Origin of the sequence: Planotetraspora phitsanulokensis, from assembly GCF_016863295.1 — a bacterium.
Taxonomy (GTDB): Bacteria; Actinomycetota; Actinomycetes; order Streptosporangiales; family Streptosporangiaceae; genus Planotetraspora; species Planotetraspora phitsanulokensis.
In genome coordinates, this window is sequence record NZ_BOOP01000004.1 from 373,714 (window position 1) to 390,962 (window position 17,249).

General features: G+C 69.9%; 17 protein-coding genes. 3 read left to right on the forward strand and 14 right to left on the reverse strand.

Features of this window, described 5'->3' with window-relative positions; genetic code table 11:
* Positions 1 to 6: 6 nt before the first annotated feature.
* The 4 genes from Pph01_RS07400 to Pph01_RS07415 all read right to left on the reverse strand — a co-directional run bounded on the left by Pph01_RS07400 (position 7) and on the right by Pph01_RS07415 (position 3,045).
* Entirely contained in the window at positions 7 to 672 is a 666-nt protein-coding gene (locus tag Pph01_RS07400; RefSeq protein WP_204072199.1) for a class I SAM-dependent methyltransferase, read from the reverse strand.
* 106 nt (positions 673 to 778) lie between these two features.
* Positions 779 to 1,300 (reverse strand): YetF domain-containing protein, encoded by a 522-nt coding sequence (locus tag Pph01_RS07405; RefSeq protein WP_204072200.1) that lies wholly within the window; start codon positions 1,298 to 1,300, stop codon positions 779 to 781.
* Between the two features lie 171 nt (positions 1,301 to 1,471).
* Positions 1,472 to 2,446, reverse strand: coding sequence for a zinc-binding alcohol dehydrogenase family protein (locus Pph01_RS07410; protein ID WP_204072201.1), 975 nt, complete (start codon positions 2,444 to 2,446; stop codon positions 1,472 to 1,474).
* Positions 2,447 to 2,529: 83 nt separating this feature from the next.
* Positions 2,530 to 3,045, reverse strand: a complete 516-nt coding sequence (locus tag Pph01_RS07415) for a CGNR zinc finger domain-containing protein (RefSeq protein WP_239116499.1) — start codon at positions 3,043 to 3,045, stop codon at positions 2,530 to 2,532.
* Between the two features lie 88 nt (positions 3,046 to 3,133).
* Here Pph01_RS07415 and Pph01_RS07420 point away from each other — a divergent pair, with 88 nt between their 5' ends.
* Entirely contained in the window at positions 3,134 to 4,003 is an 870-nt protein-coding gene (locus Pph01_RS07420) for an alpha/beta fold hydrolase (RefSeq protein WP_204072203.1), read from the forward strand.
* Here Pph01_RS07420 and Pph01_RS07425 read toward each other — a convergent pair.
* The 10 genes from Pph01_RS07425 to Pph01_RS07470 form a co-directional block, all read right to left on the reverse strand.
* Positions 3,966 to 4,661: a DUF998 domain-containing protein gene (locus tag Pph01_RS07425; RefSeq protein ID WP_204072204.1), complete on the reverse strand. Its 696-nt coding sequence runs from the start codon at positions 4,659 to 4,661 to the stop codon at positions 3,966 to 3,968. The genes Pph01_RS07420 and Pph01_RS07425 overlap by 38 nt on opposite strands.
* Entirely contained in the window at positions 4,658 to 5,215 is a 558-nt protein-coding gene (locus Pph01_RS07430; protein ID WP_204072205.1) for an SRPBCC domain-containing protein, read from the reverse strand. Before Pph01_RS07430 ends, Pph01_RS07425 begins: the two co-directional genes overlap by 4 nt.
* A gap of 2 nt (positions 5,216 to 5,217) precedes the next feature.
* A complete protein-coding gene (locus tag Pph01_RS07435; protein ID WP_239116500.1) occupies positions 5,218 to 5,532 on the reverse strand; it encodes an ArsR/SmtB family transcription factor in 315 nt (104 codons plus the stop codon).
* A 471-nt stretch (positions 5,533 to 6,003) separates the two neighbouring features.
* On the reverse strand, positions 6,004 to 7,095 hold the full coding sequence (locus tag Pph01_RS07440; RefSeq protein ID WP_204072207.1) for a Gfo/Idh/MocA family protein: 1,092 nt from the start codon (positions 7,093 to 7,095) through the stop codon (positions 6,004 to 6,006).
* A complete protein-coding gene (locus Pph01_RS07445) occupies positions 7,092 to 7,952 on the reverse strand; it encodes a sugar phosphate isomerase/epimerase family protein (RefSeq protein WP_204072312.1) in 861 nt (286 codons plus the stop codon). The genes Pph01_RS07440 and Pph01_RS07445 overlap by 4 nt, the downstream gene beginning before the upstream one ends.
* 26 nt (positions 7,953 to 7,978) lie before the next feature.
* Positions 7,979 to 10,981, reverse strand: a complete 3,003-nt coding sequence (locus Pph01_RS07450; RefSeq protein ID WP_204072208.1) for a glycoside hydrolase family 2 TIM barrel-domain containing protein — start codon at positions 10,979 to 10,981, stop codon at positions 7,979 to 7,981.
* The gene (locus Pph01_RS07455) at positions 10,974 to 11,801 is read right to left on the reverse strand and encodes a carbohydrate ABC transporter permease (RefSeq protein ID WP_204072209.1); all 828 of its coding nucleotides are present in this window, start codon (positions 11,799 to 11,801) and stop codon (positions 10,974 to 10,976) included. The genes Pph01_RS07450 and Pph01_RS07455 overlap by 8 nt, the downstream gene beginning before the upstream one ends.
* A complete protein-coding gene (locus Pph01_RS07460) occupies positions 11,801 to 12,772 on the reverse strand; it encodes a carbohydrate ABC transporter permease (protein WP_204072210.1) in 972 nt (323 codons plus the stop codon). Before Pph01_RS07460 ends, Pph01_RS07455 begins: the two co-directional genes overlap by 1 nt.
* Before the next feature lies 1 nt (position 12,773).
* Entirely contained in the window at positions 12,774 to 14,045 is a 1,272-nt protein-coding gene (locus tag Pph01_RS07465; RefSeq protein ID WP_204072211.1) for an ABC transporter substrate-binding protein, read from the reverse strand.
* 1 nt (position 14,046) lies between these two features.
* Positions 14,047 to 14,994: a carbohydrate kinase family protein gene (locus Pph01_RS07470; protein ID WP_204072212.1), complete on the reverse strand. Its 948-nt coding sequence runs from the start codon at positions 14,992 to 14,994 to the stop codon at positions 14,047 to 14,049.
* A 165-nt stretch (positions 14,995 to 15,159) separates the two neighbouring features.
* On the opposite strand from Pph01_RS07470, the gene Pph01_RS07475 reads away from it, so the two are divergent.
* Complete coding sequence (locus Pph01_RS07475; RefSeq protein WP_204072213.1) at positions 15,160 to 15,912, forward strand: DeoR/GlpR family DNA-binding transcription regulator; 753 nt, start codon at positions 15,160 to 15,162, stop codon at positions 15,910 to 15,912.
* Positions 15,909 to 17,249 (forward strand): 6-phospho-beta-glucosidase, encoded by a 1,341-nt coding sequence (locus Pph01_RS07480; protein WP_204072214.1) that lies wholly within the window; start codon positions 15,909 to 15,911, stop codon positions 17,247 to 17,249. The genes Pph01_RS07475 and Pph01_RS07480 overlap by 4 nt, the downstream gene beginning before the upstream one ends.

Genomic DNA, 17,249 nt, shown 5'->3' on the forward strand with positions numbered 1-17,249 from the left:
CGCGTCCTATCCGGCGGCGCGGAACTCGGCCCGCCAGCGACGCTTCGGGGGATCCTCGTCGTCGTGGAACTCGACGATCTCGGCGGGCTCGAGGCCGTGCCCGGTGAAGGACTCGATGTCGTCCCTGGTCAGCGGCCACGGCATCTCCCCGGCGGGCTCGCCGTCGAGCCTGGCCCTGGCGATCACCAGGAGCGTGCCGCCGGGCGCCACGAGTGAGGAGACCCGTGCGATGGCGCTCTCTCGGGACCGCCCCGTCAGCACCTGGAGCGTGTAGATCTCGACGACGAGGTCGAACCCGGCTCGCCACTCGTCCGGCGTCGCCAGCAGGTCGGCTGTGACGTAGCGGACCGGCGACCCGGGGAAGCGGCGGCGTGCTCCCTCGATCGCGCTCGGCGCCACGTCGAAGGCGGTCACCGCGAAGCCCATCCCGGCGAGGTGCTCGGCGTCGTCCCCGAGGCCGCATCCGACGACCAGGGCCGTACGGCCGGCGCCGGACAGGCCGCGTGACCCGGCCCAGGCGACGAGGTGCGGGTTGGGCTCACGGTCCGCCCACGGCACCACGGTCTCCCCCCGGTCGGCCGCGGCGTACAGCGGTTCGAACCAGCCCGTCGGGTCGCCCTGCTCCACGTAGTGCGCGGCCAGCCGCCGGGCATACGCGCGGGTGTCGTTCATGGGAGAGGTCATCTCGATCGTCGCCTTCCATTTCCGCGATGCACGCCATGATTCCATATGTCCACATATCAAGAGCTTTTGTATCAAAATGCGGACATATTAGTGATCATTCGCGCGGAAGGCCGCCGCCCGGTGGCGGCCGTGCGTCCGGATGCGGCAGGACGGACACGGCGCCCTTGGCCTCGAAGATGGCCAGGTGGACTCCGGACGGACCGGCGTGCCCGTGCTGACGCAGGACGGCGTCGAGGTCGCCCTCGGTGAGCCCGCACCGGCGCAGGTTGCGGCGGTTCACCTGACCGTCGCGGATGAGGATCCGCAACGGCGGGTCGACCAGGCGGCTGATCACCGGCAGGAGGCGGAGCCTGGTGACGGCCGCGTGGACCGCGAGCAGGGCGACCAGCGCGGCGGCGCCGGTCAGCCACGAGGCGTCGGTCGCGGTGGCGGTCCGTCCCACCAGGGCGCCGACCGCGACCGCGGCGACCCAGTCGAACGGGGCGAACTCCGCCATGGTCCTGCGCTCGGTGAGCCGGAACGCCACGGCGGCGGTGAAGAACAACGCCACCGCCTTCACCGCGGCATAGGCGGCACGGTGCCAGTCGCCGATCAGGACGTCGCCGAAGCTGTCCAAGCCTGGCTCCCCTCAGCCGGCGTGGCGATCGCGCGGCGAACCGGAAGCGGCGCCGCGCACAGGACCGGGCGAGCGAGCACCTCGGACGCCCCTCCGGACGATACGCCTCCGCAGGCGGAACGCGGCCGTCCGACATGAACCCGTTCTCCGGAACCGTTCCCGCAACGCCGTTCAGGCGACCACGACGACCATCTTGCCGCCGGCTTCGCCGGCCTCCATCACCCGATGCGCCTCGCGTATCTCCTCGAAGCGGAACACGCGCGACGGCTTGGCCTTCAGCCGGCCCGCCGCCACCTGCTCCGCGATCGCCTGGAGCGGCACGTCGGACAGCGGGAAGCCCGGCGTCCCGAACACGAAGCTGGCGAAGAACGTCAGATAGACCCCGCTCGCCATCTGCGACAGCGGGTCGAAGCCGGCGATGGGATCGAGACCTCCCAGCCAGCCGGCCAGGCAGGCACGTCCGCCCCGGCGCAACATCGCCAGCGAGTCGAGGATCGTGCTGTTGCCCACGAGGTCCAGCACCGCGTCGATGCGCTTGGCCTCGGCGATCCGCTGGGAGAGTCCTGGCCCTTCGAGCTCTGCGCGGGCCGCGCCCAGCCCCTCCAGCAGAGCGAAGCGTCCCCGGTCGCGCGTGGTGGCGATGACTTGCACTCCGGCGTCCACCGCGAGGTTGAGCGCGGCCTGGCCGAAGGCGGAGGTCGCGCCCCGGATGACCAGCGTCTGTCCTTGCGTGATCTCCAGGTTGCGGAACAGGCAGGTCCAGGCGGTGGCGTAGGTCTCCGGGACGACGGCGAGCTCGGCCCAGGGCAGATCCGATTCGATGAGCGCCACGTTCGACGCCGGCGCCCGGGTGTATTCCGCGTAGCTGCCGTCGATGGTCCGCCCGAGGCCCCCCATCAGTGCCGCGACCTTGGCGCCGACGGGAAACTCCCCGCCGGGACAGGCCTTCACCAGCCCGACGCACTCGATGCCGCTGACTCTCGCGGCCTCGGCCCACTCCCCTCTGCGCATGTGCATCTCGGCGTGATTGAGGCCGAACGCCTTGACCTCGATGACGACCTGACCGGCCAGAGGCTCGGGCTCGGGCAGTTCCGTGTAGACGAGGCAGTCCGGCCCGCCGAATCTCTCGATGACGATGGCACGCATCTCGGCTCCTCTCGATGGTCAGAGGTCGAGGGCGAGACCGACCGCCGTCCAGGAGGCGGCGGACCACTGCCGGACGCCCCGGATCAGCCGTCCGGCGCCTGACGTGCCCGCTGGTAGTGCCGCCTGGCCTTCATCCTGTTCCCGCAGACGGCCATCGAGCACCAGCGGGCCTGGTTGGTCTTGCTGCGGTCGAACAGGAAGAGACGGCACTCGTCGTTGGCGCACGGCCTGAGCCGCCCCGGCTTCGTCCCTTCCAGAGCGCTCCAGGACAGCACGGCTCTGACCGCCGACGCGCGCTCCGCCGGTGCGTCGAGGCGCCACTCCACCCCGTGCTCCGACACGACCGGACGGTAGGCGACCCCTTCGAGGAACGGCGCAAGGACGGTCGGCGGCCGCTCACCGCGCACGACAGCCTGAATCGCGTCCCGCGCCTGCCGCGCGGCGTCCCAGTCGGCCGGCGAGCCGGACCCTCCTCGTTCCCCGAGCCACACGCGGGCCTCTTCGGCGTCGCTCAGCCGGTCCTGGACGACGCCGTCGACGAACGGTGTGGTGTTGAGCAGATCTAAGAGCGCGTCCTCGTCCGCTCGCGTCGTCGGCACCAGCATCCCTAACCTCTCTTCTCCATTTGACAGGTTACACCTCCACTTGATTTGCTCTAACCGTATAAACCGCTCAAGGGGGTTAGCCATGAACGTTCATCACCGTTACGCCACCGTGGAGGGGCGTCGGATTTTCTACCGCGAGGCCGGACCGGCGGACGCACCGGTGCTCGTCCTGCTGCACGGCTTTCCGACCAGCTCGTTCATGTTCCGCGGCCTCATCCCGGCCCTGGCGGACCGCTACCACGTCATCGCCCCCGACTACCTGGGCTTCGGGCTGTCCGACGCGCCGTCCGCCGACGAGTTCGACTACACCTTCGACGCGCTCGCCGGATTGACCGAGGGCCTGCTGAGCCAGCTGGGGGTCTCCCGCTACGCCGTCTACGTCCAGGACTACGGCGCCCCCGTCGGATGGCGGCTCGCCCTGAACCGGCCTGACGCGATCACGGCGATCATCACCCAGAACGGCAACGCCTACGAGGCGGGCTTCGTCCCGAGCTTCTGGGAGACCGTCTGGGCCTACCACCGGGAGCAGACGCCGGAAACCGAGGCGGCCATCAGCCAGGCCCTCACCCTCGATGCGATCAAGTGGCAGTACCTCACCGGCGTGCCGGACGAGACCGTCGTCAGCCCGGACACCTGGCATCACGACTTCGCTCTGGTCTCGCGGCCCGGCAACGACCGCGTACAACTAGCCCTTTTCCTCGATTACGCGACCAATCCCCCGCTCTACCCGCGCCTGCACGAATACCTCCGGGCGCGGCAGACACCTCTGCTCGCCGTCTGGGGCCAGGGCGACGAGATCTTCGGCCCAGCGGGCGCCCGGGCCTTCGCCGACGATCTGCCCGACGCCCGGATCCACCTCCTCGAGGGCGGTCACTTCCTCCTCGAGAGCGCCCTCGACGAGGTCGCCGCGCTGATCAGGGCATTTCTCGACGAGGTGCTCCCGCGCCGCTGACCCCTGCCTCGCGCATCAGCAGGGCCGCCACCGCGGTGGTCCAGGCGAAGGCGATCACGATCGCGACCGCCAGTCGCACGCTCAGCCCGTCCTGGCCCGGCCAGATGGAAAGGACGAGAGCGGTGCCTGCGGTCATCGCGCTGTAGGCCGCCCACCCCCGCCGTCCGAGCAGGGCGAACCGGCGGACGAACACGAAGCCGGCCGCCACCAGCGCCGTGAAGGCGACGGGGGGTGCGACGGCGTGCACCATGGCGTGCCAGCTCAGGTGATCGGGCATCCCGGAAGGCGCTCCAGGGGGAAAGCCGAGGGCGGGGTCCGTCACGAAGACCCCGCCCGCGACCAGCCCGATGCCGTAGACGCCGACCAGCGGCGGCGCCCACGTCCCGGCAGGCCCCGGGTGAAGCACGCGCCGCAGGCCGACGGCGAAGGCGAGGGAGAGCAGGCCGGCGACGACGAAGTCGGCCATCTGCACCCATCCCAGCGATCCGAGGCTGAGCAGGCTGATCGGATGGCGGCTGAGGTCGAACCCGTCCCGGGTGAGCACCTGTGCCGCCACCACGCCGACGTACACGGGACCTGCGGCGACGCCACAGGCCAGCAATGCGCGGGTCGTCCCGGACGCCTGGCTCCGGGCGGCGGCGTGCGCCTGCGTGGTCATCGGCCGGCCTCCTGGACTCCGTCCGGTGTCACTGCGCCGTTCCCGGCGGCACTGCTCCCGGCGGCACTGTTTCCGGCGGCCTCGAGCAGCGCCCTGAGCTCGCCGAGCTGGGCGCTCCAGCCGCCGCCCGCGCCGGGGATCTCACCCCCGACCTGCGCGGCCACCCGGGGAGCGTCGGTGACATCGTGGATCACGGTCAGCTTCGTGACGCCGGACTCACCCGGCTCGATCTCGTAGGTCAGGCGGGTGACCGGCTCGGCCGACGTCTCCGCGTCCCAGACCGGGTGCCACGTCTGCACGAGCCGTCGCGGCGGATCCACCTCGATGACCGTGCCCTCGACGGCCACGTCCGGCGACCCCATCGCCTTCATCTCGGCGCTGGCGAGCGCCTTGTACGTCCCGCCCGGACGCAGCTCGTACTCCACCGGCGTCCGATATCCGTACCTCTCGGCCCACTCGGGCCTGGTGATCGCCTCCCAGATCGCCTCGGGCGTGGCCCTGATCGACACCTGGTGAACCTGAACAGTGCGCGTGCCGTCCGTCGTACCGGCCATGGCTATTCCTCCAGCTCGGCTTTGAGATCGGCGAGCGCCGACGCGTGACGCTCGGTGTACTTGTCGATCCACCGGTCGTGAATGAGCCGGATCGGCACGGGATTGAGGAAGTGCAGCTTCTCCCGGCCGGACCGGCGCGTCACCACCAGGCCCGCCTCTTCGAGCACACGCAGGTGCTTCATGACACCGAAGCGGCTCATCTCCAGCTCGGACTCCAGCTCGGTGAGCGTACGGCCGTCACGCGCGAAGAGCAGGTCGAGCAGGAAACGCCGGGTCGGGTCCGCGAGCGCCTTGAACACGCGATCGTCATCGGGCACGGCCTCAAAATAGGTGACCATTTGGTCACATGTCAATCCTGCCAGAGGCTCCCCCCGCGTGATCATGCACAGGCTCGCGCACAGGCATCCCGACCTGCCCCAACCTTGAGGGTGATCATGCACGAGTTCGTGATCAATACGCCTGACCAGCACAAACTTCACCCATGATCATGCACGGATTCGTGGATTGCGTACATGACCAGCGCGAACTCAGTCCGTGATCATGCACACAATCCGATGCACATCCCCCGACCTGGACCGACAACATTCGTGATCATGCAAGCGCCGAACGCTCAACCGGGTGCCGGCGAGAACCCATGACTACGGCGACCCCCTGCCGTACATGATCACGTACAGCATTTCCCCTGATCACCACAGCACCGCCCGAACGTATGCATGGTCACGGGCGATGCTGGTGCTGGTCACGTGGGCAATTCGCGAATCCGCGCCTGATCACGAACTCGTGCATGATCACGCCGAAGCGGATTCTCCTTCGGCGGGGAGGCCCTGCTGGTCGAGCAGCCTGGTCACGGCCTGCTGGGCGGTCACGATGTCCTCCAACGCCCCCGGCACTCCCGTGAGAGGCGGTACGCCGGAGGTCGCCATCGCGTGGAAGGCCACGAGTTCCCGTTCGAAGGACGGGGTCACGTCGCTGAAGGCCAGCCGTCCATCGGCGCTCACGTCGGTGAGGCCGGTCGCCGCGCCCAGCAGGTAGGGCGTGGCGAAGACCACCTCGAACGTGCCGGTGGCGTGGTGCACGGCCACGGTCTCCCGGTAGCCGGGATAGTCCTCGAGGAAGTGCCAGTGGATGGCGTAACGCCCACCGGCGCGCAGCGCACCCGACATCTCGACCGAGCGCCCGCCCACTCCCGGCCAGGTCGTCACGTGGTCGACTCCGGCCGGTCCGCCCGCGAGCAGGCGGAGCAGCGACAGGTCGTGGCAGATGCTGTTGAGAATGGTCATGTAGAGCCCGCGCGCCTCGGGCGTGGCCTCGCCGATGGCGGCGCGGACCAGTTCGTCCTCCTGCGCGCGCAACCTGGCGACCACCTCGGCGGGCACGTCGCCGGGCGGCTCGGGAAGCCGGGCGAACGCGAGCTGCGCCTGGTCGCTCGGGTGCAGGACGGTCACCTGGACGGCGCGCACGTCGGCCTGCCGTCCGGCCACCCGCTGGACGGCGGGGTCGTACTGCTTCATGTATCCGACCATCAGCCGGGGCCGGTCGGGATCCTCCAGCGCCGCGATCTCGGCCGCCTCGGCGCGGGTGTAGGCGAGTGGCTTCTCGCACAGTACGGCGTAGCCCCTGCTGAGCGCGTCGACGACCACCCGCCCGTGCGAGCCCGACGTCAGCACGAGCACGGCGTCGAAGCCGCCCGCGTCGAGCATCTCCGTCACGTCGGTGTAGCGCCCTGCCGCGCCGTACCGGTCGGCGAGGCGTCCGGTCAGCGAGGCCGACAGGTCGCACAGGGCGACCACCTCGAACAGGTCGCCCCGCCGCTCCAGCAGAGGCAGGTGCACCGTCTGCGCGATGACGCCGAGCCCGGCCACCGCGACCTTGAGCCTCACAGGCCCACACTCCTCAAGAACTCGCGGTTGGCCCGCTGGTCGGCGAGGATCGCGCCGAGGTCCTGACCTGTCGCGGGCGCGTCCTGCTCGATCACGATCCAGCCCTGGTAGCCGACCTCGCGGAGCACGTCGGCGAACCCGGCGATGTCCACCTCTCCCCGTCCCAGCGCGGGGAAGCAGCCGTTCTTCACCGCCGTGGTCAGGTCGCCGCCCTGAGCGAGGACCGCACGGTCGGCGTCCTTGACGTGGACCTGCGTGACGCGCCCCGACCAGGCCCTGAGCGCGGCGACGGGGTCGCCGCCGGCGAGCCAGAGGTGGCCGGTGTCGAGGCAGATCCCGACGTCGGTGAGCTCGAGGAGCCTTTCGACGTCCTCCGGCGTCTCCACGTCGGTCTCGAGGTGGTAGTGGAAGGTCGGCTCGAGACCGGCCTCGCGGCACACGTCGGCCGCGGCCTGCACGCGGGCGGCGAACTCCGGCCAGGCCTCGCCGGGGATTCCGGGGGCGTCGCCCCCGGGTCGCGCGAACCTCTCCACGTTGCTCGGGCAGGCCAGCGTCGGCCGAGGGGCGAAACGGGGGTCGTCAACGGCGACGCTCGTGAAGAAGCCGAGCGCCGCGCGCAGGCCGGCGAGGTCGGCCTCGAAGCCGGCGGCGTCGCCGTACCTCAGGTCGACCCAGCCGCCCGCCAGTCCGAGCCCCGCGCGCGCGAGGTCGCCGGCTCCCAGGTAGCCGATGGGGCCGGAGTCGACCCCGTCGTATCCGGCCTCGGCCATTCCGGCGAGTAGTTCGCCCGCGCCGATCAGGTCGGTGTCGTGCCGGTAGATCCCGAAGTTCACGGGGGCGCTCGCCACCCGTGTCATCGTGACTTCCAAGAGACTCCTCCGCTTCATGTGAAGGACAGGATCCAGGACCAGGAGTAGGTGCCGGAACCGACCTGGTAGGGCGGCAGGGCGTCGGGCCCGCAGGAGGCCGTGCCCAGGCCCCGGTGGGCGGCGTCGATGTGGACGACGCATCCGCTAAGGGGGACGAGCTGGTCGTGGTGGAGGGCAGCCGCGAGGTCGGCGTCCCGGTGGCGGGTGACGCTCACCTGGCGCGGCTCGTCGAGATGTACGGCCAGCCGTGCCGTGTCACCGGTCAGCGCGAACCGGCGCACCGCGTGCCTGCCGCCGCTCTCCTGCGGCCGGGCGTACGGCGTGAAGAGCCGGTCCACCCTCGCACGGTACGCGCCGATCGGGCCGCCCGCGCAGCGGTCGGGATAGGTCTCCCACGGCCCCTGGCCGAGCCACTCGAAGTCGTCGAACCCGGCGTCCGTCTCCCACACCGAGCCGACGCGGGCCACGTCGGCCAGCGCGTCGGGCAGCACGGCGGTCTCCTCGATCAGGACTCCGCCGGCCGTCGGCGTGAAGACCTGCTCGTGCGCGATCGAGACGCCCCCCGCCGCTATGTAGCGGGCGCGGACGACGACTCGCTCGCCCTGCCGTACGACCTCGAGGGGTTCGCGGGTCAGCGCGTGCAGGCCCTGCTCCTCCCAGCGGGCGGCGAGCCCGCCGATGCGGTCGTTGTCGGTCGGCGCACGCCAGAGGCTGAGCACAGGCGGGCTCGCCAGCAGGGGATGGACGAGCAGCCCTTCCCCGTCGACCTCCACCGAAGAGGGGCCGGCGGTCAGGTCGCCCACACGGGCGGTCAGGTCGCGGCTCTCGTCGCGGAGCCGGACCTGCGGCAGGCACACCGTGGTTCCGGCGGGCGCCCAGGGCAGGTCGTCTCGGGTGGTCACGCGCAGGGTCAGCCACACCTCACCTGACCCGGACACCCCGGCGAGCAGCTCCGGCGGCACCTCGACCACGCCGGAACCGCCCGGCGCGATCGGCGGCAACGCCGCCGGGACGGGCTGGAGCCGGTCGGCAGCCCCCGCTGTGCGACCGGCCGCCGTCAGCTCCCACTCGGCGGTCAGCCAGGAGAGGTCGCGGAAGTGCTGCCGGTTGTGCACCAGCACCCGCACCCCGCCCTCCGGGCCGGCCGCCTCCGCGAGCTCGATCCGCACGGGGGCGGCGAGCTCCCGATGCTCGAACATGACCGGCTTCGGCGTGCGGTCGGGGAAGACCACCCCGTCGAGGCAGAAGTTGCCGTCGTTGGGACGGTCTCCGAAGTCGCCGCCGTACGCCCAGCGGTAGCCGGGCTCGGTCACCCCGGCCGCGTAGCCGCCCTCGGCGGCGGGGCGGCCGTCGGAGACCCGCTGCAGCAGGCCGTGGTCCCAGAACTCCCAGATGAAGCCGCCCTGCAGACCGGGCGTGGACTCGATGGCCGCCCAGTAGTCCGACAACGAGCCGTTGCTGTTGCCCATCGCGTGGGAGTACTCGCACAGGATGAGCGGGCGCGTCTGCCTGCCCGAGCGCGCGTAGCCCACGATGTCGTCGATCGAGGCGTACATCGGGCAGGCGATGTCACTCGCGGCCTTACCGTGCTCGTAGTCGTACCTGACGGCGCCTTCGTACTGCAGCGGCCGCGTCGGGTCGTAGGCGCGCAGCCAGCCGGCCACGGCGTCGTGGTTGACGCCGTAGTCGCTCTCGTTGCCGAGCGACCAGATGACGACGGACGGGTGGTTCTTGTCCCTGCGCACCATCCGCGACACCCGGTCGAGGAAGGCCGGCAGGTAGGCCGGGTCGTCGGCGAGCTCCGTCGCGTAGGCGTGGCTCTCGATGTTCGCCTCGTCGACGACGTAGAGCCCGAGCTCGTCGGCGAGGTCGAGGAGGGCGGGGTCGTTCGGATAGTGGGAGGTGCGCACGGCGTTGAAGCCGAACCGCTTGATCGTCACGAGGTCGGCGCGCATGTCCTCGGCCGACACCACCCTGCCGGTCCGCGGGTGGAAGTCGTGCCTGTTGACCCCTCTGATGTAGACGCGGACGCCGTTCACCAGCAGGTCCCTGCCCACGATTTCGACGGTCCTGAACCCGACCCGGTGCCGCGACTCGTCGGCGACGGTGCCGTCGGGGCGGAACAGGCGCACGGTGAGGCCGTACAGTTCCGGCGTCTCCGCATTCCACGCCCGTACGGCGGGCACGGTCGCGCGCAGCCGGATTCGGCCCAGCCAGCCGGAGACCTGCTCCCGCTCGGCGGCCAGCGCCGCGAACTCCTCGTCGGTCCCAAGCTCGACCTGCGGCTCGGAGGATCCACCGTCCAGCCAGGCGGACACGCGCCAGCCGTCGGGCAGCATGCCGTCCGCCGACCTGACCCGGACCTCCACCGCCAGGTCACCGGCTCCGCCGTCGGCGAGGCCCGCCCTGATGTGGACGTCGTCGAGATGCAGCGGGTCGGTGGCGTAGAGGCGCACGGGGCGGGTCACGCCTCCGTGCCACCACTGGTCCTGGTCCTCGACGAAGGTGGCGTCGGACCATTTGACCACCGTGAGCCCGATGGTGTTGGACTCGCCGGGCCGTACGACGCCGGTCACGTCGAACTCCCCCGCGAGGTGGGAGTCCTTCCCGATGCCGACGTCGATCCCGTTCACCCTGGCGATCAGGACGCTCTCCGCCGCGCCGACGTGCAGGACCACACGACGTCCCGCCCACTCCGCGGGCACGTCGACCTCCCGCTCGTAGACGCCCGTCGGGTTGGCCGACGGGGGGCGCGGCGGAAGGTCCGGCCAGGGCATGTCGAAGTTGGTGTACTGCGGCAGGTCCCCTACGCCGTGGACGTCGTCGAAGTCCTGCATCGTCCAGCAGCCGGGGACCTCGATCTCCGCCCACCGGCCGGACAGGGCGGCGTCCGGATGCGGCAGGAGCTGGAAGCGCCACCGGCCGTCCAGGGTGAGGCCCGCACGCGGCACGGCGTGCGCGGGCAGGCGGCGCCATCCGGTGATCTCGGGGGACGCCCATACGGGCAGGTCAGCCACGCAACGCACCCTTCATGGCGTCGGCGACGAAGCCGCGGGCGAACAACGCGAACACCACGACCAGCGGCGCGATGGCGAGGAGCGCACCGGCCATGACCATGCTGAAGTCCGTGTTGTGCGACGTGTTGAGCTGCGACAGCGCCACCTGGAGGGTCACGTTCGACGGGTCGGTCATGACGATCAGCGGCCAGGCGTAGTCGTTCCATGAGCCGATGAAGGTGAAGATGCCCAGGAACGCCAGGCCTGGGCGGATGATCGGCAACGCGACGTTCCAGTACTGCCGGAAGAACCCCGCGCCGTCGAGACGCGCGGCGGCGATCAGATCGTCCGGCACCGCACCCTGGATGTACTGGCGCATCCAGAAGATGCCGAAGGCGTTGGCCGCGGCGGGGATGATGAGCGCCTTGATGGTGCCCACCCATCCGATGTTGACCATGATCACGAACTGCGGGATCAGCGACAGCTGCGCCGGGAGCATGAACGTGAGCAGCAGGACGCCGAACAACGCCCGGTGCCCGGGGAACCGGTATTTCGCGAAGGTGAAGGCCGCGAGCGAGTCGAAGAACAGGACCAGCACGGTCGTGGAGCACGCCACGATGACCGTGTTGAGCAGCGACCCCGTGAAGTCGATGTTCTCGAAGACCCGGGCGATGTTGGAGAACAACTCGGGCCCGAAGACGAGCTTCGGCGGCGTCCGGTACATGTCCCGCGTCGTGTTGGTCGCCATGACGGCGGTCCAGTAGAACGGGAACAGGGAGATGAGGACGCCCACGAGCATCGCCAGATGCAGGGCGAGTTTCTTCAGCCGTATCGCGGTCACTACGCCGTCCCCTTCTCGCGGCGCGAGACGATGCGCCAGTTGATGGCCGTGAACAGCAGGATCACGAGGAAGACGGCCCAGGCGATCGCGGCGCCGTACCCGTAGTCGTTGTTGCTGAAGGCCTCGCGGTAGAAGTACAGGATCGCGGTGAGGCCCGCCTGCCCCGGCCCGCCGGAGTTGGGGTTGATGGAGGCGTTGCCGCCGAACAGGACCTGCGGCTCGGTGAAGGTCTGCATCCCGTTGATCGTCGATACGACGACGGTGAACAGGATGATCGGCCGGAGCTGCGGAATCGTGATCCGGAAGAACGTCTGGACGGGCCCCGCTCCGTCGATCTTGGCCGCCTCGTACATCTCCGTCGGGATGGCCTGAAGGCCGGCCAGGTAGAGGATCGCGTTGTAGCCCGTCCACTGCCAGGTGATGAGGCTGGCGATGACGAGTTTGATCGTCCACTCGTTACTCAGCCACGGCACCGCGCCGATGTGCAAGGAGCCCAGGATCGCGTTGATCAGGCCCTGGTTGGTGCTGAAGACCGCGCCGAAGACGATGGCGATGGCCACCAGCGAGGTGACGTTCGGGATGAAGTACGCGATCCGATAGACCGAGGTGAAGCGGACCTTGGAGTTGAGCAGTACCGCGAGCACCAGTGCCAGGAACAACATCGGGACCGTGGACATGATCCAGATCACGAAGGTGTTGTACAACGACAGCCAGAACGTGGAGTCCTTCACGAGGAACGCGAAGTTGCGAAGTCCCACGAACTGTATGTCGCCGATGCCGTCCCAGTGCTGGAACGCGAGGTACAGCGAGAACAGCACCGGCACCAGGCCGAACACCAGGAACAGCAGGAAGAACGGCGAGATGGCCAGGTAGTGCGGCCAGTAGGTTCTCAACGCCCCCCGACGGCGCCCCGCCGCGGGGCGCGCCCCGGGGGGAGCCTCGCGGGGAGGCGTCGTGCGGGTGTCGGTCACGTCAGTTCACACCCTGACGCTCGGCGATCTCCTTGGCCTTGCTCACCGCGTCGGCCCAGGCGGTGTCGGGGTTCTTGCCCTTCGCCCAGACGCTCAGCACCTCGTCGAAGTACGGCGCGGACACCGCGGCGTCGGCCGGCGCCTCGTAGCTGACCGGGATCTTCTGCGCGGCGTCTCCGAAGACCTCGACGGTCTTCTGCCCGCCGAAGTACGGGTCCGGAGCGGTCAGCGCGGGCAGCGTGTAGGCGGCCGGGCTGGAGGGGAAGAGCGCGGCGTCGGTGAAGCCGCGGCCCTGGTTCTCCGGGCTGAGCAGCCACGTGACGATCTGGAAGGCCAGCTGGGGGTTGCGGCACTCCTTGGGCAGGGCCAGGAACGAGCCGCCGTAGTTGGAGGGGCCGCCGGGCATGGCGGCCACCCGCCACTTGCCCGTGTCGTCGGGGAGGGCGTTCTTGAGGTCCTGCCCGCGCCATGCGGCGCCGAACAGGGACGGCGACTTGCCCTTGCTGGCGGCTGTGAACTGGTCGCTCTCGCCGGCCTGCGGGGCGGCGATGCCGAGCTGGATGGGCTTGATCGCCAGTTCCCAGGCGTTGCGGACGTGGTCCTGGTCGCCGATGAACTTGCCGCTCTCGTCGATGAAGCGCTTGGTCCCCTGGCCGATGACCATCTGGAAGATCGTGGGGATGTCCATGACCAGGCTGGCGCCGGTGTTCGCCTGCTTCATCTTCACGCCGGCCGCGTAGTAGTCGTCCCAGGTGGACATGGCGGCGGCGACGTCCGCGGGCTCCGTGGGCAGCCCCGCCTTGGCGAAGTCGTCGGGGCGGTAGTACATGGCGGTGGGGCCGATGTCGATCGGGAAGCCGATGAGCTTGCCGTCCTTGGTCGAGCCCTGCTTCCACTTCCAGTCCACGAACTGGGACGCGAGCTTGTCCGCGCCCAGCGTGTTGAGGTCGATGAACCGGTCGGCCTGGACCAGCAGGGACGCGATGTCCTCGCCCTTGACGCCGGTGATGTCGGGGACGAACCGGCGGCCGGTCAGCGTGGTGACGAGCTTCTGCTTGAAGTCGCCGCCGATCACCGAGGGCTTCAGCTTCGTCTGCGTGAAGTGCTTCACCGCGTCGGCGACGACCTTGTCGCTGAGGCCTCCGCCCCAGTACCAGAGCGTCAACTCCTTGGCGTCCGACCCCGAACCGGAGCCGGAGCCGCACGCGGCCAGCGCGGCCGAACCTGCGGAAAGAAGCGCGACCTGAAGAAGCCTTCTCCGGGAGAGTTCCATATCAGGGCCTTTCATCAGGGATGACATCGGAGAGAAATGTGTACGCACGACGCAGCTCCGGATCGGTGACGTCGTGCCACCAGCGGGCGATCCCGGACCAGCCGGGCGCCGCCAGCGACCCGCCGATGCCCTGCACGGACAGCGCGGCCGACAGGTTGGCGAACCGCAGCCGATCGGCGAGCGGCCAGCCGGCGAGCGTGGCGGCGACGAGACTCGCGCCGAACACGTCGCCGGCGCCGGTCGGGTCGATCGCGTCGACGGAGAGGCCCGGGACCCGGGCGGACTCCCCCGTGGTGGCGTCGACGGCCAGCACGCCCTCGACTCCGCAGGTGACGACCGCCAGTGGCACGAGGTCGGCCAGCTTCGCCAGCGCGGCCTCGGGCGTGTCGGTCCGGGTGTAGCTCATCGCCTCGTACGCGTTGGGCATGAAGGCGTGGCATCCGGCGAGCTGATCCAGCATCTCCGGCGACCACTCCTGTGAGGGATCCCAGCCCAGGTCGGCGAAGATCAGGCCGCTGCCGCGGACGGGTCCCGTGCCGAGATGGAGGATCGACGCGCGGGCCGCGGGCGGCTCGCCGAGCTCGCCCTCGGGGCCGCCCGGCGGTTCCGCGCCGTGGGTGACCAGAGCCCGGTCCCCCTGGTAGGCCAGCGAGACGGTCACCGGCGTGCTCCAGTCGGCCAGGCGCCGCGACGGCGTCAGGTCGACGCCCTCGGACTCGAGGGTGTCCCAGCAGTAGCGGCCGTAGGAGTCGTCTCCGAACGCGGCCGCCAGGGAGGTGCGCAGCCCGAGCCGTCCGAGCGTGACGGCGAAGTTGGCGATGCCGCCGGGCCCCGACGCCATGCCCGTGGTCCACGTCTCGGCGCCCAGCTTGGGTGCGCCCTCAAGCCCGGTGAAGACCAGGTCGTAGAAGAGCAGCCCAGACAGGAACACGTCCACGTCTGCGGTCATGCGGCATTACCCACCTTGTGAGAATAATGAACTGATTTGGGCTGGATCGCGCCAACCGAGTACGCAGGATCGTGCACCCATGAGCACTCCTTTAGCAAGAGTCTGACTGAAATTGCTCATATTGACCTATGGATGTGAGCGACTTTGCACGCTAAGGTCGCTGACATGCTCAGGGACCGACGGCACGAGTTGATATTGCGCATCCTCCGATCCGATGGCCCGGCCACCGTCGAGCTGCTCGCGGAACGGCTGGACGCGAGTCACGCCACCATTCGGCGCGACCTCGTGCAGCTCGGCGAGGAGGGACTGCTCAGGCGGGTGCACGGCGGCGCGATGCCGATCGACGACAGGGACGACCCGTTCGTGGACGTCGCCGAGGTCAGGTCGGCGGAGAAGGACGCGATCGCACGGCGCTGCGCGGAGCTCGTCAAGGACGGCGAGACCGTGCTGCTCGACATAGGCACGACCGCGCACCGGGTGGCCCGGCAACTCAAGGGCCGCTCGCTGACCGTGATCACGAGCAGTCTCGCCGTACTGGACGAACTCCATGACGAGGAGGACGTACAGGTCATGCTTCTGGGCGGGATGTTGCGGCGCGACTATCGGTCGCTGGTCGGCTTCCTGACCGAGGACAACCTGCGGCAGGTGCACGCCGACCGGCTGATCCTGGGCACGAGCGGGATACGCCCCGGTGGGCACGTCATGGACACCACCGTGGTGGAGGTCCCGGTCAAACGGGCCATGATCGCCGCGAGTGACCAGGTGGTCCTGGTCGCCGACGTCGGCAAGTTCCCCGGGACGGGCATGGCAAAGGTCTGTGAGCCAGGTGATCTGGACATCGTGGTGACGAACGCGCCCGTGGAGCCGGTGACCGGCACCGCGTTGCGCGAAGCGGGGGTAGAGGTGATCGAGGTATGAGGCTGACCATTCTCGGTGGCGGGGGCTTCCGGGTCCCGCTCGTCTACCGGGCGCTCCTGGCGGACCGGGGGAAGGGCAGGGTGACCCATGTGACCCTGTACGACCTGGACGCCTCCAGGATCGCGACGATAGGCAGGGTGCTCGCCGAGCAGGCGGAGGGCGTCGCCGACGCCCCGGAGGTGCACGTCACCACCGACCTCGACGAGGCCCTGACCGGAGCCGATTTCGTCTTCTCCGCGATCCGCGTCGGCGGGCTCGAGGGCCGTGCCGTGGACGAGCGGATCGCCCTGGAGGAGGGAGTGCTCGGCCAGGAGACGGTGGGGGCCGGCGGCATCGTCTACGGCCTGCGCACGCTCCCCGTGACCGACCACATCGCCCGCAGGGTCGCCGCGATCGCCCCCGACGCCTGGGTCATCAACTTCACCAACCCGGCCGGCACGGTCACCGAGGCGATGTCCCGTCACCTGGGCGACCGCGTCATCGGCATCTGCGACTCGCCGGTCGGACTGGGCCGCCGCGTCGCGTCCGCGCTCGGGGTGGACCCGGCCGCCGTCTGGCTCGACTACGCGGGCCTCAACCACCTGGGCTGGCTGCGCGCCGTACGCGTCGAGGGCCGCGACCTGCTCCCCGGCCTGCTCCAGGACGAGGACGCCCTGACCTCCTTCGAGGAGGGCAAGCTCTTCGGCGCCGAGTGGCTGCGCACGATCGGCGCCATCCCCAACGAGTACCTGCACTACTACTACTTCAACCGCGAGGCGGTCACGGCCGCGCGAGCGGCCCGGCAGACGCGCGGGGCGCTGCTCATCGACCAGCAGCGGCGTTTCTACACGGAGACGACCGGCTCCGCACTGGGCCTGTGGGAGACCACGCGGCTGGAGCGCGAGACCACGTACATGGCCGAGAACCGCGAGGCCGTCGGCGCCGGGGAACGCGAGTCCTGCGACCTGGAGTCCGGCGGCTACGAGCAGGTCGCCCTCGCGCTCATGCGGGCGATCGCCCTCGACGAGCGCACGACGCTCATCCTCAACGTCCGCAACCGCGGCTCCCTCGGCGCACTGGACGGCGACTCCGTGGTCGAGGTGCCCTGCCTCGTGGACGCCAACGGCGCCCGGCCGGTGGCCGTCGACCCGCTCCCCGACCACGCTCAGGGCCTGGTCAGCAGCGTCAAGGCGGTCGAGCGCGCGGTCATCGAGGCGGCCACCACCGGCTCCCGCCAGGCCGCTGTGCGCGCCCTGGCCGTTCACCCGCTCGTCGACTCCGTCAAACTTGCCGGACGGCTCCTGGAACGTTACGAACAGGAGCTCCCTCAGCTCGGCTACCTTCGTGGAAGGAACTGA

Coding starts and splice junctions, on each gene's coding strand:
- Pph01_RS07425 (WP_204072204.1), bottom strand. CDS start 4,661: ATGACCACGCAGGCGCACGCCGCCGCCCGGAGCCAGGCGTCCGGGACG.
- Pph01_RS07445 (WP_204072312.1), bottom strand. CDS start 7,952: ATGACACGGGTGGCGAGCGCCCCCGTGAACTTCGGGATCTACCGGCAC.
- Pph01_RS07410 (WP_204072201.1), bottom strand. CDS start 2,446: ATGCGTGCCATCGTCATCGAGAGATTCGGCGGGCCGGACTGCCTCGTC.
- Pph01_RS07400 (WP_204072199.1), bottom strand. CDS start 672: ATGAACGACACCCGCGCGTATGCCCGGCGGCTGGCCGCGCACTACGTG.
- Pph01_RS07420 (WP_204072203.1), top strand. CDS start 3,134: ATGAACGTTCATCACCGTTACGCCACCGTGGAGGGGCGTCGGATTTTC.
- Pph01_RS07475 (WP_204072213.1), top strand. CDS start 15,160: ATGCTCAGGGACCGACGGCACGAGTTGATATTGCGCATCCTCCGATCC.
- Pph01_RS07470 (WP_204072212.1), bottom strand. CDS start 14,994: ATGACCGCAGACGTGGACGTGTTCCTGTCTGGGCTGCTCTTCTACGAC.
- Pph01_RS07430 (WP_204072205.1), bottom strand. CDS start 5,215: ATGGCCGGTACGACGGACGGCACGCGCACTGTTCAGGTTCACCAGGTG.
- Pph01_RS07480 (WP_204072214.1), top strand. CDS start 15,909: ATGAGGCTGACCATTCTCGGTGGCGGGGGCTTCCGGGTCCCGCTCGTC.
- Pph01_RS07465 (WP_204072211.1), bottom strand. CDS start 14,045: ATGGAACTCTCCCGGAGAAGGCTTCTTCAGGTCGCGCTTCTTTCCGCA.